Below are 14,453 nucleotides of genomic sequence, written 5' to 3' on the forward strand. Positions count from 1 at the left end.
CATTGCCCGGATTTTCTTTTTGGTGAAACCCATGACGCAAGAACCTAGCACCCTCTATGCCAAACTGCTCGGCGAAACGGCATCGATTACGTGGAAAGAATTGCAACCGTATTTTGCCAAGGGTGCCCTGTTGTGGGTCGACTCTTCACAGGATTTGATTGCAGTTGCACAGGCGATTGCCGAGAACAACGAAGCCCTGGTGGCTGACTGGCTCCGTGGCGACGCGGTTGCCAGGGTGGCTGAGTCGCGGGCCTTGGACCTGCTGGAGCGAGATCCACCTTTGTGGGCGGTGGTTGTTGCACCTTGGGTGCTGATCCAAGAAAGTGCGTTGCGGTCATGAGTGATCAGTGTTGGTGCTCTGGATGATTGCGAAGTGGGTAGGGCCGTAACCGTCTGTGGGGCTGGGTAGCGAAAAATCCCAGTCGTTTTGTGGTCTGATCAGCCGCCATTGTGGGCGCGCGCCTGCAATAGTCGATGGTTTTACGCAGGAGATTCCCGCTGCTCTCGGGTTATTTTCCGCCACTGCCGGCCACGCTCTCGCCTGAGCGGGTCAGGTAATACGCGCCGAGAATCGGCAACATGGTGACCAGCATCACCAACATCGCAATGACGTTGGTCACCGGTACATCGCGCGGGCGACTGAGTTGATTGAGCAACCAGATCGGCAGCGTGCGCTCATGCCCTGCGGTAAACGTGGTGACGATGATTTCATCGAAGGACAACGCAAACGCCAGCATCCCGCCTGCCAGCAGCGCCGATCCGAGGTTGGGCATGATGATGTAACGGAAGGTTTGCCAGCCGTCAGCACCGAGGTCCATCGACGCTTCGATCAAGCTGTGCGAAGTACGGCGCAGACGAGCGATAACGTTGTTGTAGACGATCACCACACAGAAGGTCGCATGACCCACGATGATGGTGAACATCCCGGGTTCGATGCCCAGCGTCTTGAACGCCGACAGCAACGCAAGGCCAGTGATGATGCCGGGCAGGGCGATGGGCAGGATCAGCATCAGCGAGATGCCGTCCTTGCCGAAGAAGTCCCGCCGATACAGCGCCGCCGAGGCCAGGGTGCCAAGCACCAGTGCGATCAGCGTGGCGACGCAGGCAATCTGCAACGACAGCTTGATCGACTCCAGCACATCGGGCCGCGAAAACGCTACGCCGATCCATTTCAGGGTGAAACCCTTGGGCGGAAAGCTGAAGGCCGCGTCTTCGGTGTTGAAGGCGTACATAAAGATGATCAGGATCGGGAAGTGCAAAAATACCAGCCCGCCCCACGCGGCGACTTTCAGGCCCCACGAGGCTTGATCGCGACTCTTTGCAACAGGCTTAAAGCGCATCGAAAGCCCCTAGTCGTTTGACGATGGACAGGTAAACCGCGATCAGCACGATGGGCACCAGCGTGAAGGCTGCTGCCATAGGCATGTTGCCGATGGCGCCTTGCTGGGCGTAAACCATGCTGCCGATAAAGTAGCCGGGTGGCCCGATCAGTTGCGGCACGATGAAGTCGCCCAGGGTCAGGGAAAACGTGAAGATCGAACCTGCCGCGATACCGGGCACCGACAGCGGCAAAATCACTTGCATGAATGTCTGCCATGGTCTGGCGCCGAGGTCGGCGGAGGCTTGTAGCAGCGACGGCGGCAGACGTTCCAGCGAAGCCTGGATCGGCAGGATCATGAATGGCAGCCAGATATAGACGAACACCATGAAGCGCCCCAGGTGCGAGGTCGACAAGGTGCTGCCGCCTATGCCTGGAATCCCAAGCAGGAACTGCAACACTGGCGCTAGCCCAAAGTGCTGGACGAACCACTGAGCCACGCCGCCTTTGGCCAGCAGCAGGGTCCAGGCGTAAGCCTTGACGATGTAACTGGCCCACATCGGCATCATCACTGCGATGTAGAAAAACGCCTTGGTCCTGCCCGTGGTGTAACGCGCCATATAGTAGGCGATGGGGAAGGCGACGATGCCGCTGGCAAGCGACACGGCAATCGCCATGCTCACGGTGCGCTTGATGATGTCGAAGTTGGAGGGATGGAACAGCGCCATAAAGTTCATCAGGGTTAGGTCGGGCGTGACCGCCATGGTGAAGTCGTCGAACGTGTAAAAGCCCTGCCAAAGCAGGCCCAGTAACGAGCCAAGGTAAATCGCGCCAAACCACAGCAGGGGCGCAATCAACAGCAGCGACAGGTACAGATTCGGCCGACGATAGAGCAAATTGGAAAAACGCCGCATAGGCGATTGCCTGGACACCGGCGCCGAATGGGCGAATGTCTGGCTCATCTCAATGTGCCTCGGCCACGGGCTCGTTTAGGGTGTCATGCAGCGGAGTCATCGCTTCCCGTGGCCAGCGTGCGGTAACGCGCTGTCCCGTCTGGCGTTGCGCGCTGGTGTCCAGCCATTGGCTGTTGGCCTGGCTGACGCTGAGGATCTGGCCGTTATCCAGTGTGAGTTCGTAGCGGGTGGCGCTGCCTTGATACTGGATGTCGTGCAGCAGGCCGCTGACTTCGATTTCATGGTTCGCCAGCGGGCCTTCGGCAAAGCGAATGTGTTCTGGACGAATCGAAAATGGCTGAGCCACGCCGCTCAACTGCTGGGCTATTTCGCCACGCAACACGTTAGAGGTGCCGACGAATGTGGCGACGAATGTGGTCGCTGGTTTCATGTACAGGTTGCGGGGGGTATCGACTTGTTCGATGCGGCCTTTGTTGAACACCGCCACACGGTCAGACATCGACAGTGCTTCTGTCTGGTCGTGGGTGACGAAGATGAAGGTGATACCGAGTTGGCGCTGTAGCTTTTTCAGCTCGCTTTGCATCTGCTCGCGCAGCTTGAGGTCAAGGGCACCAAGAGGTTCGTCGAGTAGCAGCACGCGCGGGCGATTGACCAGCGCGCGGGCCAGGGCCACACGTTGACGTTGGCCGCCAGACAATTGCACCGGTTTGCGCTCGCCATAGCCACCCAGGGCAACCATGTTCAGCGCTTCTTCGGCGCGGGTCAGGCGTTCGTTTTTGCCGACACCTTTTACCTTCAGGCCGTAGGCCACGTTGTCGCGCACGTTCATGTGCGGGAACAGCGCGTAATCCTGAAACACGGTGTTAACGTCACGCTCATACGGTGGCAACCCGGCAGCTTCTTCGCCGTGAATACGGATTGAGCCAGCGCTAGGCTGCTCGAACCCAGCGATCAGGCGCAAGCAGGTGGTCTTGCCTGAGCCCGACGGGCCCAGCATGGAAAAGAACTCGCCGTCCTGGATATCGATGGAAACCCGATCAACGGCCATCACGTCGCCGAACTGACGGGAGACGTTGGTGAACTGGACTGCAAGGGGCATAGCGTGGACTCTGAAAAGGAATGAATCTGTCAGACCGCGACTCGTCCTCTGTAGGTGCCAACGTGTTGGCGGATGGCTTGACGCGCAGTGTCTCGCGAACACGTTCGCCCCTACAGGGACAGTAGTTTTGCCGGGCGTTAACGCCCACCCATGATCGCAATGTAGTCCTGAGTCCAGCGGCTATACGGCACGTACTTGCCACCTTCAGCCTGTGGGGTTTTCCAGAAGGCGATTTTCTCGAACAGGTCAAAACCGTTGGTGGCGCAGCCTTCTGCGCCCAACAGGTCACTGGCCTTGCACGCTGCCGGAACCACAGGCAACGAACCGAACCAGGCGGCGACATCGCCCTGGACTTTAGGCTGCAGCGACCAGTCCATCCATTTGTAGGCGCAGTTTGGGTGCTTGGCGTCGGCGTGCAGCATGGTGGTATCGGCCCAGCCGGTGGCGCCTTCTTGCGGGATAGTCGAGGCCACTGGCTGTTTGTCCGCCTGCAAGCCGTTGACCATGTAGCCCCAGGAGCTTGACGCCGCCACGCCTTCGTTCTTCACGTCGCTCATCTGCACAGTTGCATCGTGCCAGTAGCGGTGAATCAGCGGCTGCTGTTTACGCAGCAGATCAAGCACCGCCTTGTATTGGGTTTCAGTCAGTTGGTAGGGGTCTTCGATTTTCAAATCGGGCTGCGCGGTCTTCAGATAAAGCGCTGCATCGGCGATGTAGATCGGGCCGTCATACGCCTGCACGCGGCCTTTATTCGGCTTGCCGTCGGGCAGGTCCTGTGGCTCGAACACCACGCTCCAACTGACGGGCGGGGTTTTGAACACATTGGTGTTGTACAGCAGCACGTTCGGGCCCCATTGATAAGGCGTGCCGTAGGTTTTTTTGTCGACCACGTACCATTGGCCGCCCGCCAGGCGCGGGTCGAGGTTCTTCCAGTTAGGAATCAGCGAGGTATCGATAGGCTGCACTCGCTTGCCAGCGATCAGACGCAGCGATGCATCGCCCGAGGCGGTCACCAAGTCATAACCGCCCTTGGTCATCAGGCTGACCATTTCATCTGAGGTGGCTGCGGTCTTGACGCTGACCTTGCACCCGGTCTCCTGCTCGAAGCCGGTGACCCAGTCATAGGCTTTGTCGCTTTCGCCGCGCTCGATATAACCCGGCCACGCGACGATATCGAGCTGGCCTTCGCCGTTGCCGACCGACTTGAGCGTTTCGGCGGCCTGCAACGTTGCGCAGGCGAACAACGCAGTGATTACGGCGCTCAGAAGCGCGGTCTTGCGTGCTGACATGGAGGTTCCCTCTTTAATAGGCGTTGTGGGCAGGGGACGTGAAGCAATAGCAAGCTGCAAGTGGTCATCGTTCTTGCCGTGAGGTGTAGCCCAAAGATCGGGGCATGAACGGGGCCGCTCGCCTGATTGTTCGAATGAGGTGAGTCTATATCGTTTTAATCGAACGGCCATTGTTGTGTCGCAACATCTGGAAGCACACCCGTGAACAGCCCATGAACCGTTCGTTTTAACCTGCGTGCTCTCGAATTGTCCGACGAAAACCCAGGAGAACGACTATGAACACCCGTGGCTTGCTCGATCAATTGCTCAAATCTGGTCAGGACCTGCTGCAGAACAAAGCGGGTGGCTCGCCCGGCGCTTCCGGAAAACCCGGTGAACAAGGCGCGCTAGGCGATCTGCTGGGCAAGGTCGGTGGCGGCAATTTAGGTGGTTTCCTTTCCGGAGCAGGTGGCGGCGCTGTGGCCGCAGGTGCGATGGGTTTGCTGTTGGGCAGCAAAAGTGCTCGCAAGATGGGCGGCAAAGCGCTGACTTATGGCGGTCTGGCCGCGTTGGGTGTGCTCGCTTATAAGGCCTACGGCAACTGGCAGGCCAATCAGGGCGCTGCTTCGCAATCGGAACCAAAAACCATTGACCGTGTGCCAACTGCGCAGGTTGAACAGCACAGCGAAGCCATTCTTCGGGCGTTGGTGGCGGCTGCCAAGGCTGACGGCCATGTTGATGATCGCGAGCGTGAATTGATCGAGGGCGAATTCACCCGTTTGACCGGCGACCAGCAATTACAACAGTGGCTGCACGCCGAGCTGAACAAGCCGCTGGACCCATCGGATGTAGCCCGCGCTGCAAAAACTCCGGAAATCGCCGCCGAGATGTACATTGCCAGCGTAATGATGGTGGACGAAGAGCACTTTATGGAGCGCGCCTACCTGGATGAGCTGGCCAGGCAGTTAAAGCTGGACCCCGAGCTTAAAGTGGAATTGGAGACCCAGGTTCGGCAGGCGCAGTGATCCAGGGGGCCGCAAACCCTCTCAAGCCATCAAGCAACGGTCCTTCATGCCGACAGTTTGTAAGAGGATTCTGATATTCATGTCGATTATTCATCAAAAGAGACCGGAAACAGTCCAGTAAGTGCGTAGGACGCTAGGCTATACTCCTGCTCGCTTGGGACCGCCCATTGGTCCGCTTCTTGAACCCCAGCGTGATTGCTGGCGTTGAACTCTTGAGGGCTGACTGTGAAGAACTGGACGTTACGTCAACGGATTTTGGCGAGCTTTGCTGTGATTATCATCATCATGATGCTGATGATAATGGTGGCTTACACTCGATTGTTATCGATTAAGTCCAGTTCGGAGGTGGTCAGTAACGAAGCGATTCCTGGCGTCTATTACAGCACCATGACCCGCAGCGCTTGGGTAGACAGTTACTTGCTGACTCTGGGGCTGTTGGGCGAAGACGAAGGTCGGCCTTTGACCAAGGAGGAAAAGGACCAGTACCAAGCGTTTGAAGCACACTTGAATACGCAAATGAACAACTATCGAAAAACCATTTTCGATGCGCAGGATCAGGCAGGTTTCGACAATTTCGAGAAACAGCATCAGGTCCTCAACAAGGCACTTGAAGACACACTGCGCGCTTATGAGGCCAACGATTTCAATCTTGCCCGGCAAATATTCAAAGAACGCATGAGCCCGGTGTGGATGGAGGGACGGCTCATACTCAATGACATCATTCTGGCAAACAAAAAAGTAGCGGACGATGCGTCCGAGGCCATCTCTGGCGCGGTTAAAAGTGCGGAGGTCAGCATGGGTATTTCCCTGCTGATCGCTATTCTGGCCGCGGGTGCCTGCGGTCTGCTGTTGATGCGCACCGTTCTGGCGCCAATGAGTCGTATCGTGCATATCCTCGAAACCATGCGCACGGGGGATCTGAGCAGCCGTTTGGACCTGGACCGCAACGACGAGTTTGGTGCGGTGCAGACCGGGTTCAACGACATGGTGACGGATCTGGCGCAACTCGTTTCCCAGGCGCAGCGTTCATCCGTACAGGTCACCACATCGGTGACGGAGATCGCCGCCACCTCCAAGCAACAACAGGCGACCGCTACCGAAACCGCCGCGACCACCACTGAGATCGGTGCGACTTCGCGGGAAATCGCCGCCACGTCGCGCGATCTGGTGCGCACCATGACCGAAGTCAGCTCGGCCGCCGACCAGGCGTCCATTCTTGCCGGTTCCGGCCAGCAAGGCTTGGCCCGCATGGAAGAAACCATGCATTCAGTGATGGGCGCGGCAGATCTGGTGAACTCCAAGCTGGCGATCCTCAACGAGAAAGCCGGCAACATCAATCAGGTGGTGGTCACCATCGTCAAGGTCGCCGACCAGACCAACCTGTTGTCGCTCAACGCGGCCATCGAGGCTGAAAAGGCTGGCGAGTACGGTCGCGGTTTCGCGGTGGTCGCCACCGAAGTGCGTCGCCTCGCCGATCAGACTGCCGTCGCTACCTACGACATCGAACAAATGGTCCGCGAAATCCAGTCGGCGGTATCTGCTGGCGTCATGGGCATGGACAAGTTCTCCGAAGAAGTGCGTCGCGGTATGTTCGAAGTGACCGAGGTCGGCGAGCAGCTTTCGCAGATCATCCATCAGGTGCAGGCGTTGGCGCCACGGGTGTTGATGGTCAACGAAGGTATGCAGGCTCAGGCCACCGGGGCTGAACAGATCAATCAGGCGCTGGTGCAATTGGGTGATGCCAGTAGCCAAACCGTCGAATCCTTGCGCCAGGCCAGTTTTGCCATCGACGAGCTGAGTCAGGTCGCGGTCGGACTGCGCAGTGGCGTTTCGCGTTTCAAGGTCTGAGTCGGGTCGATGATCGAGCACTCAGCCAGACGCGGCTCGCCCGTGCTGTCCAAGAACAAGTTGTTTCTGCTGTTTCGCATCGGCAGCGAGCGCTACGCACTGGAGGCGGTCGAAGTTGCCGAAGTACTGCCGCGTCTGACGCTCAAGCCGATTGCCCAGGCGCCGCACTGGGTCGCAGGTGTGTTCGCGCACCGTGGCGTGGTGGTGCCGGTCATTGACCTCAGCGCCTTGACCTTTGGTCATCCGGCGCAGTCGCGAACCAGCACCCGGCTGGTGCTGGTGTATTACCGCCCGGATGCAGAACGTGCCGCGCAACTGCTCGGACTCATTCTGGAGCAGGCCACTGACACCCTGCGTTGCGCACCGACAGAGTTCAAGGATTATGGCGTGGATAACTGTCAGGCGCCTTATCTGGGGCCGATGCGCGAGGATGAACAGGGTTTGTTGCAGTGGGTTCGCGTTCAGGACCTGCTCAACGCGTCGGTGCGTGAACTGTTGTTTCCGGCACAGCCGTTGAGTATTGACGCGTTCGAGGCAATGCCATGAGCGACGACGCGCGTTTTTTTACGTTTCTCAAGGATCGCATCGGCCTGGATGTAGCGTCGGTAGGCGAGGCGATCATCGAGCGCGCTGTGCGCCAGCGCTGCATCGCTTCGCGCGCGACCGATAGCGATGCGTATTGGCAACTGCTAAACGGTTCTGCGGACGAACAGCAGGCGCTGATCGAAGCGGTGATTGTCCCCGAAACCTGGTTCTTTCGTTACCCAGAATCCTTCGCCACCTTGGGCAAACTGGCCTTGGCCCGGTTGTGGGCACTTAGCGCTGCGCGACCGTTGCGCATCCTCAGTCTGCCGTGTTCAACGGGCGAAGAACCCTACTCCATTGCCATGGCGCTGTTCGATGCAGGTGTCGAACCAACCCAGTTCAAAGTCGATGCCGTGGATATCAGTCCGTTGTCGATTCAGCGCGCTCGGCTTGGCGTGTACGGGAAAAATTCATTCCGCGGCGATCAGATCAGCTTTCGAGAGCGTTATTTCCTGCCCGTCGAGGAAGGTTATCGGCTGGACGAGCGTGTGCGTGATCGCGTGAGTTTCCAGTCCGGCAATTTGCTGGACCCACACATGCCGCTGGCGCAATCGGCCTACGATTTTGTGTTTTGTCGCAACCTGCTGATCTACTTCGACGTACCCACTCAGCGTCTTGGGTTCGAAGCGCTCAAGCGCATGACCCGAGACGACGGTGTGCTGTTTATCGGCCCCGCCGAAGGCAGCTTGTTGGGGCGCATGGGTATGAGTTCGATTGGAGTACCGCAGTCGTTTGCCTTCCGTCGACGCCGCGAAGTTGCGGTTGAACCGCCCGTGGTCATTGCCGCCCGGCCGATAACGGAGCGTGCCAGGAGCCCCATTAAGCCGACTGTTGCCCTGCCATTTAAGGCTCCGGACCCCGTGCGGTCTTTCGCGCCTGCTGCACGCACCTCAAACAGCGATGCCAGCGTCTTGCTCGGCAGCATCGCCGCCCTCGCTAACGAGGGTAAAACCGCTGACGCCAAGGCGGCCTGCGAACGCTATTTGCAGCTGCACGAGCCCGTGGCACCGGTGTTTTATTGGCTGGGGTTGCTCAGTGAAGTCGCGGGCGACACAGCCCAGGCGCAGGGTTTTTATCGCAAGGCGCTGTACTTGCAGCCGCAGCACCCTGAAACATTAGCGCAACTGGCCGCTTTGTTGGCGAGCCAAGGCGACACCGCGGGTGCCAGGCGCGTGCAGGCTCGTGCAGCACGCGGTGTGAACAAAGAAGGACGTAATTGATGAGCGGGTTATACGGCCAGATGGTCACCGATGACGCGTACACCATCGATGATTGCTGGAATCGCATCGGCATTCACGGCGACCGTTCTTGCCCGTTATTGGTCGAGCATATTCATTGTCGCAACTGCTTGGTGTACTCGGCCGCCGCCACCCGGCTGCTGGACCGCTATGCCTTGGCGGTACAGGATCGCGCGGTGGCGCAGTCCAGCGGATTGCCGGGCGAAATCAAGACCCGATCGATTGTGGTATTTCGTCTGGGCGAAGAATGGCTAGGCCTGCCGACCCGCTGTCTGGTGGAGGTGGCGAACGTTCAGGCGATTCACTCGTTACCGCATCAACGTTCGCGGGCGTTGCTGGGCGTCGCCAACGTACGTGGCGCGTTGGTTGCCTGCATCTCATTGGTTGAACTGTTGGGGCTCGACACGTCGAGCAGCGTACACCCGTCAGCGCGGATCATGCCGCGCATGTTGATCGTTACTGCCGAGGGCGGGCCAGTGGTGGTGCCAGTGGACGAGGTCGACGGCATCCATGCGATGGAAGCCCATTTGCTGGACGCCGCGTCTGCGCCTGGCCAGCACACCAGCGCGAAACTCACCCAAGGCGTGCTGCAGTGGAAAAATCGCAGCTTGCGCCTACTGGATGAACAGCAGTTGTTGTCCGCCGTGAATCGGAGTCTCACATGACCCCTGACTGGATGCGTGACGCTTCGTTATTCGAACTCTTTACCCTGGAAGCCGAAGCGCAGACTCAGGTACTGAGTGCCGGGCTGTTGGCGCTAGAGCGCAATCCGACCCAGGCCGATCAGCTTGAAGCCTGCATGCGGGCCGCGCATTCGCTCAAAGGTGCCGCACGGATTGTCGGCGTCGATGCCGGTGTCAGCGTTTCCCACGTCATGGAGGATTGCCTGGTCAGCGCCCAGGAAGGGCGTCTGAGTCTCAAGCCCGAACACATCGACGCTTTGTTGATGGGCACCGACCTGTTAATGCGCATCGCGACGCCAGGTGCGAGCAGTATCGGGCCTGCCGACATCGACGCCTACGTTGCACTGATGAACGATTTGCTCACCCCCGGCGCACCGTCCACTGCATCGGTTGCGCCAAAGGCTCTATTGCCTTCGGTCGATGATCTGCTGCTGGCTAACGCGCAATTGCTGATGGGGGCAGGGCTCAGTCTGAAGGCGCCCGGTGACCTGGCGCCGTCGCCTGCCGATGTGGCGCCGCGTACCGAACCAGAACCTGAAATCGAGCCCGAACCTGCCGCCAAGGCTGACCTGCGTCGTGGCGAGCAACGCAGCCCTCAAGGTGGCGAGCGGGTGTTGCGGGTTACTGCCGAACGCTTGAACAACCTGCTGGATCTGTCGAGCAAGTCGTTGGTGGAGACCCAGCGTCTGAAGCCGTATTTGGCCGCCATGCAGCGGGTCAAGCGCTCGCAGAGTGGCGCCAGTCGCGCACTCGACAGCCTTGAGGCGTTGCTCGATGCCAGTGTTGATCCCGATGCGCAGAAGGCGCTGGAAGAAGCGCGCCGATTACTGAGCGAAGCGCAGCATTTGTTGATTCAGCAGACGGTGGACCTGGACGAATTTGGCTGGCAGGCCGGTCAGCGTGCGCAGTTGCTTTACGACACCGCGCTTGCCTGCCGCATGCGGCCCTTCGCCGATGTATTGGCCGGTCAGGCGCGCATGGTTCGTGACCTTGGACGCTCGCTTGGCAAGCAGGTGCGGCTGGAAATCGAAGGCGAGAAAACGCAAGTCGATCGCGACGTGCTGGAAAAACTCGAAGCACCGTTGACGCACCTTCTGCGCAACGCGGTCGATCACGGCATTGAGTCTGCGCAGCAGCGCATCGCGATGGGCAAGCCGGCAGAAGGGCTTATCCATCTGCGGGCATCGCATCAAGCCGGTTTGCTGGTGGTCGAACTCACTGATGACGGCGGCGGTGTCGATCTTGAGAAACTGCGCAGCTCTATCATCGACCGTAAGTTGTCACCCATCGAAACAGCCACGCAACTGAGCGAAGAAGAGCTGCTCAGTTTCCTGTTTTTGCCCGGTTTCAGCATGCGTGACAAGGTCACTGAAGTCTCAGGTCGCGGGGTTGGGCTGGATGCCGTGCTGCATATGGTTCGTCAATTGCGCGGCGGTGTTGAATTGGAGCAGCAGGCAGGCCAAGGCAGCCGTTTCCATATTGAGGTGCCGTTGACCTTGTCGGTGGTCCGCAGCCTGGTGGTGGAAGTCGGCGGCGAGGCCTACGCCTTCCCGCTGGCACACATCGAACGCATGCGCGATGTGCAGGCCGACGAAATCGTGCAGTTGGAAGGGCGTCAGCACTTCTGGCACGAAGAGCGGCATGTCGGTCTGGTCGCGGCAAGTCAGTTGCTCAACCGGCCACAAAGCCAAAGCACCGACGAGCTACTCAAAGTGGTGGTGATCCGCGACCGCGATGCTGTGTATGGCGTGGCTGTCGAGCGTTTTATCGGTGAGCGGACATTGGTGGTGTTGCCATTGGACCCGCGACTGGGCAAGGTCCAGGACATTTCTGCCGGGGCGCTGCTCGACGACGGTTCGGCTGTGTTGATCGTCGATGTCGAAGACATGCTGCGCTCGGTGGAAAAACTGCTCAATACCGGACGCCTGGAACGTATCGACCGGCGCAATCGTCAGGCTGATGCCGTGACTCGCAAGCGCGTACTGGTGGTCGATGACTCATTGACGGTGCGTGAGTTGGAGCGCAAGTTGCTGCTTGGCCGTGGCTATGACGTGGCGGTTGCGGTGGATGGCATGGACGGCTGGAACGCCCTGCGCGCCGAAGATTTCGATCTATTGATCACCGATATCGACATGCCACGCATGGACGGTATTGAGCTGGTCACCTTGTTGCGGCGCGACAGTCGTCTGCAATCGTTGCCCGTGATGGTGGTGTCGTACAAGGATCGAGAAGAGGACCGTCGTCGCGGGCTGGACGCGGGCGCTGATTATTATCTGGCCAAAGCCAGCTTCCATGACGATGCACTGCTGGATGCCGTCGTTGAGCTGATAGGAGATGCGCAGGGATGAAGATCGCGATCGTCAACGATATGCCCATGGCCGTTGAAGCGTTACGTCGGGCCATTGCATTCGAGCCCGCGCATGAGGTGGTCTGGGTCGCCCGCGATGGCGCAGAAGCGGTTGAGCGTTGCGCCGAGCTGACCCCCGATGTGATCCTGATGGACTTGATCATGCCGGTGATGGATGGGGTCGAAGCCACTCGGCGTATCATGGCGGCCACCCCGTGCGCCATCGTGATCGTGACGGTAGACCGCGAGCAAAACGTACACCGGGTGTTTGAAGCCATGGGCTATGGCGCGCTGGACGTGGTTGACACCCCGGCCATTGGCGCCGGCAACCCGAAGGACGCGGCGGCGCCCTTGTTGCGCAAGATCCTTAATATCGGCTGGCTCATTGGTCAGCGTGACAGCCGTGTGCGTGCAGCGCCTGTTCCGGTACGTGCAACGGCGCAACGCCAGGCCCTGGTGGCCATCGGCTCATCGGCTGGCGGGCCTGCGGCCCTGGAAGTGCTGCTCAAGGGCCTGCCGGTAAACTTTCCAGCGGCCATTGTGCTGGTGCAGCATGTAGACCAGGTGTTCGCGACCGGCATGGCGCAGTGGCTGAGTTCTTCGTCCGGCCTGCCGGTGCGGTTGGCGCGCGATGGGGAGCCGCCGCAGCCCGGGACGGTATTGCTGGCAGGCACGAACCACCATATCCGGCTGTTGAAAAACGGCACGTTGGCCTACACCGCCGAGCCGGTAAACGAAATTTATCGGCCGTCTATCGATGTGTTTTTCGAAAGTGTGGCCAGTTATTGGAACGGTGAGGCGGTGGGCGTTTTATTGACGGGCATGGGGCGTGATGGCGCACAAGGACTCAAGCTGATGCGTCAGCAGGGTTTCCTGACCATCGCCCAGGACCAGCAGAGCAGCGCGGTGTATGGCATGCCCAAAGCGGCCGCTGCCATTGATGCTGCCCAAGAGATTCGTCCATTGGACACGATTGCGCCTCGCTTGAAAGAGGTATTCAGTCAATGATTTTTCAGGTGATTTCACAGTCCGTCTGTGACCAGGAGACTGTTAATGAATGATTTGCAGTTGGACGGCGTGAAGACGACCGATGAGAACGCCGCGATGGTGCTATTGGTCGACGATCAGGCGATGATCGGCGAAGCGGTCCGGCGTGGATTGGCCAATGAGGACAACATCGACTTTCATTTTTGCGCCGACCCGCATCAGGCTATCGCCCAGGCCGTGCAGATCAAACCCACGGTGATCCTTCAGGACTTGGTGATGCCTGGGCTCGATGGGCTGACGCTGGTGCGCGAATACCGAAACAATCCGATGACCAAAGACATCCCGATCATCGTGCTGTCGACCAAAGAAGACCCGCTGATCAAGAGCGCAGCCTTTGCGGCCGGAGCCAACGATTACCTGGTCAAACTGCCGGATAACATTGAGTTGGTGGCGCGCATTCGCTATCACTCGCGCTCCTACATGACGCTGCTGCAGCGCGATGAGGCTTACCGAGCGCTGCGTGTCAGCCAGCAGCAGTTGCTGGACACCAACCTGGTATTGCAGCGCTTGATGAACTCCGATGGCTTGACCGGGCTGTCGAATCGTCGGCATTTCGATGAGTATCTGGAGCTGGAATGGCGACGAGCTATTCGCGAACAGAGTCAGATTTCTCTGATGATGATCGATGTCGACTACTTCAAGGCCTACAACGACAGCTTCGGGCATCTGGAAGGCGATGAGGCCTTGCGTCAAGTGGCCAACGCCATCCGCGCCAGCGCCAGTCGCCCCTCTGATTTGCCCGCGCGCTATGGCGGCGAAGAGTTTGCATTAGTGCTACCCAATACCTCGCCGGGTGGTGCGCGGTTGATGGCCGAGAAATTGCGCCAGACCATCGCCAGCCTGAACATCCCGCACAGTGCGCCGGCAGAGCAATCGGCGCTGACAGTGAGTATTGGCCTGGCCACCGTCGTGCCGCAGGTAGGGAGTCACAGCCGTCAGTTGATCCAGAGCGCGGATCAAGGGTTGTATGCGGCCAAGCACAACGGGCGCAATCAGGTAGTGGTGGGGTAATAGCCCAATCTTTGCCAAAACTGTCCACAACCCCTGCCCAACGGCCTGCCATCCCCAGGCCGGCTAGGGT

13 protein-coding genes are annotated in these 14,453 nt (G+C 59.2%); 9 read left to right on the forward strand and 4 right to left on the reverse strand.

Annotated elements, in window-relative coordinates:
• Positions 1–31 precede the first annotated feature (31 nt).
• Positions 32–340 (forward strand): DUF2288 domain-containing protein, encoded by a 309-nt coding sequence (locus VGC62_RS03065; protein ID WP_331185595.1) that lies wholly within the window; start codon positions 32–34, stop codon positions 338–340.
• Between the two features lie 169 nt (positions 341–509).
• Here VGC62_RS03065 and VGC62_RS03070 read toward each other — a convergent pair whose 3' ends face one another.
• The 4 genes from VGC62_RS03070 to ydcS all read right to left on the reverse strand — a co-directional run bounded on the left by VGC62_RS03070 (position 510) and on the right by ydcS (position 4,620).
• Complete coding sequence (locus VGC62_RS03070; RefSeq protein ID WP_331185596.1) at positions 510–1,340, reverse strand: ABC transporter permease; 831 nt, start codon at positions 1,338–1,340, stop codon at positions 510–512.
• Positions 1,330–2,280, reverse strand: coding sequence for an ABC transporter permease (locus VGC62_RS03075; protein WP_331185597.1), 951 nt, complete (start codon positions 2,278–2,280; stop codon positions 1,330–1,332). The genes VGC62_RS03070 and VGC62_RS03075 overlap by 11 nt, the downstream gene beginning before the upstream one ends.
• Position 2,281: 1 nt before the next feature.
• Positions 2,282–3,331, reverse strand: a complete 1,050-nt coding sequence (locus VGC62_RS03080; RefSeq protein ID WP_331185598.1) for an ABC transporter ATP-binding protein — start codon at positions 3,329–3,331, stop codon at positions 2,282–2,284.
• A 137-nt stretch (positions 3,332–3,468) separates the two neighbouring features.
• Positions 3,469–4,620: a putative ABC transporter substrate-binding protein YdcS gene (gene ydcS, locus VGC62_RS03085; RefSeq protein WP_331185599.1), complete on the reverse strand. Its 1,152-nt coding sequence runs from the start codon at positions 4,618–4,620 to the stop codon at positions 3,469–3,471.
• Positions 4,621–4,895: 275 nt separating this feature from the next.
• Here ydcS and VGC62_RS03090 point away from each other — a divergent pair, with 275 nt between their 5' ends.
• The 8 genes from VGC62_RS03090 to VGC62_RS03125 all read left to right on the forward strand — a co-directional run bounded on the left by VGC62_RS03090 (position 4,896) and on the right by VGC62_RS03125 (position 14,383).
• Positions 4,896–5,624 carry a tellurite resistance TerB family protein gene (locus VGC62_RS03090; RefSeq protein ID WP_331185600.1) on the forward strand — a complete coding sequence of 243 codons (729 nt, stop codon included), beginning with the start codon at positions 4,896–4,898 and terminating at the stop codon, positions 5,622–5,624.
• 225 nt (positions 5,625–5,849) lie between these two features.
• Positions 5,850–7,472, forward strand: a complete 1,623-nt coding sequence (locus VGC62_RS03095) for a methyl-accepting chemotaxis protein (protein ID WP_331185601.1) — start codon at positions 5,850–5,852, stop codon at positions 7,470–7,472.
• Between the two features lie 9 nt (positions 7,473–7,481).
• Complete coding sequence (locus VGC62_RS03100) at positions 7,482–8,018, forward strand: chemotaxis protein CheW (protein ID WP_331185602.1); 537 nt, start codon at positions 7,482–7,484, stop codon at positions 8,016–8,018.
• The gene (locus VGC62_RS03105; protein ID WP_331185603.1) at positions 8,015–9,277 is read left to right on the forward strand and encodes a CheR family methyltransferase; all 1,263 of its coding nucleotides are present in this window, start codon (positions 8,015–8,017) and stop codon (positions 9,275–9,277) included. Before VGC62_RS03100 ends, VGC62_RS03105 begins: the two co-directional genes overlap by 4 nt.
• Positions 9,277–9,960 (forward strand): chemotaxis protein CheW, encoded by a 684-nt coding sequence (locus tag VGC62_RS03110; protein ID WP_331185604.1) that lies wholly within the window; start codon positions 9,277–9,279, stop codon positions 9,958–9,960. The genes VGC62_RS03105 and VGC62_RS03110 overlap by 1 nt, the downstream gene beginning before the upstream one ends.
• A complete protein-coding gene (locus tag VGC62_RS03115) occupies positions 9,957–12,326 on the forward strand; it encodes a hybrid sensor histidine kinase/response regulator (RefSeq protein WP_331185605.1) in 2,370 nt (789 codons plus the stop codon). Before VGC62_RS03110 ends, VGC62_RS03115 begins: the two co-directional genes overlap by 4 nt.
• Positions 12,323–13,333, forward strand: coding sequence for a chemotaxis response regulator protein-glutamate methylesterase (locus VGC62_RS03120; protein WP_331185606.1), 1,011 nt, complete (start codon positions 12,323–12,325; stop codon positions 13,331–13,333). Before VGC62_RS03115 ends, VGC62_RS03120 begins: the two co-directional genes overlap by 4 nt.
• Before the next feature lie 45 nt (positions 13,334–13,378).
• Positions 13,379–14,383: a PleD family two-component system response regulator gene (locus VGC62_RS03125; protein WP_331185607.1), complete on the forward strand. Its 1,005-nt coding sequence runs from the start codon at positions 13,379–13,381 to the stop codon at positions 14,381–14,383.
• The last annotated feature ends 70 nt before the right edge of the window (positions 14,384–14,453 follow it).

Source organism: Pseudomonas sp. (assembly GCF_036404235.1).
In the GTDB taxonomy this organism is placed as follows: domain Bacteria; phylum Pseudomonadota; class Gammaproteobacteria; order Pseudomonadales; family Pseudomonadaceae; genus Aquipseudomonas.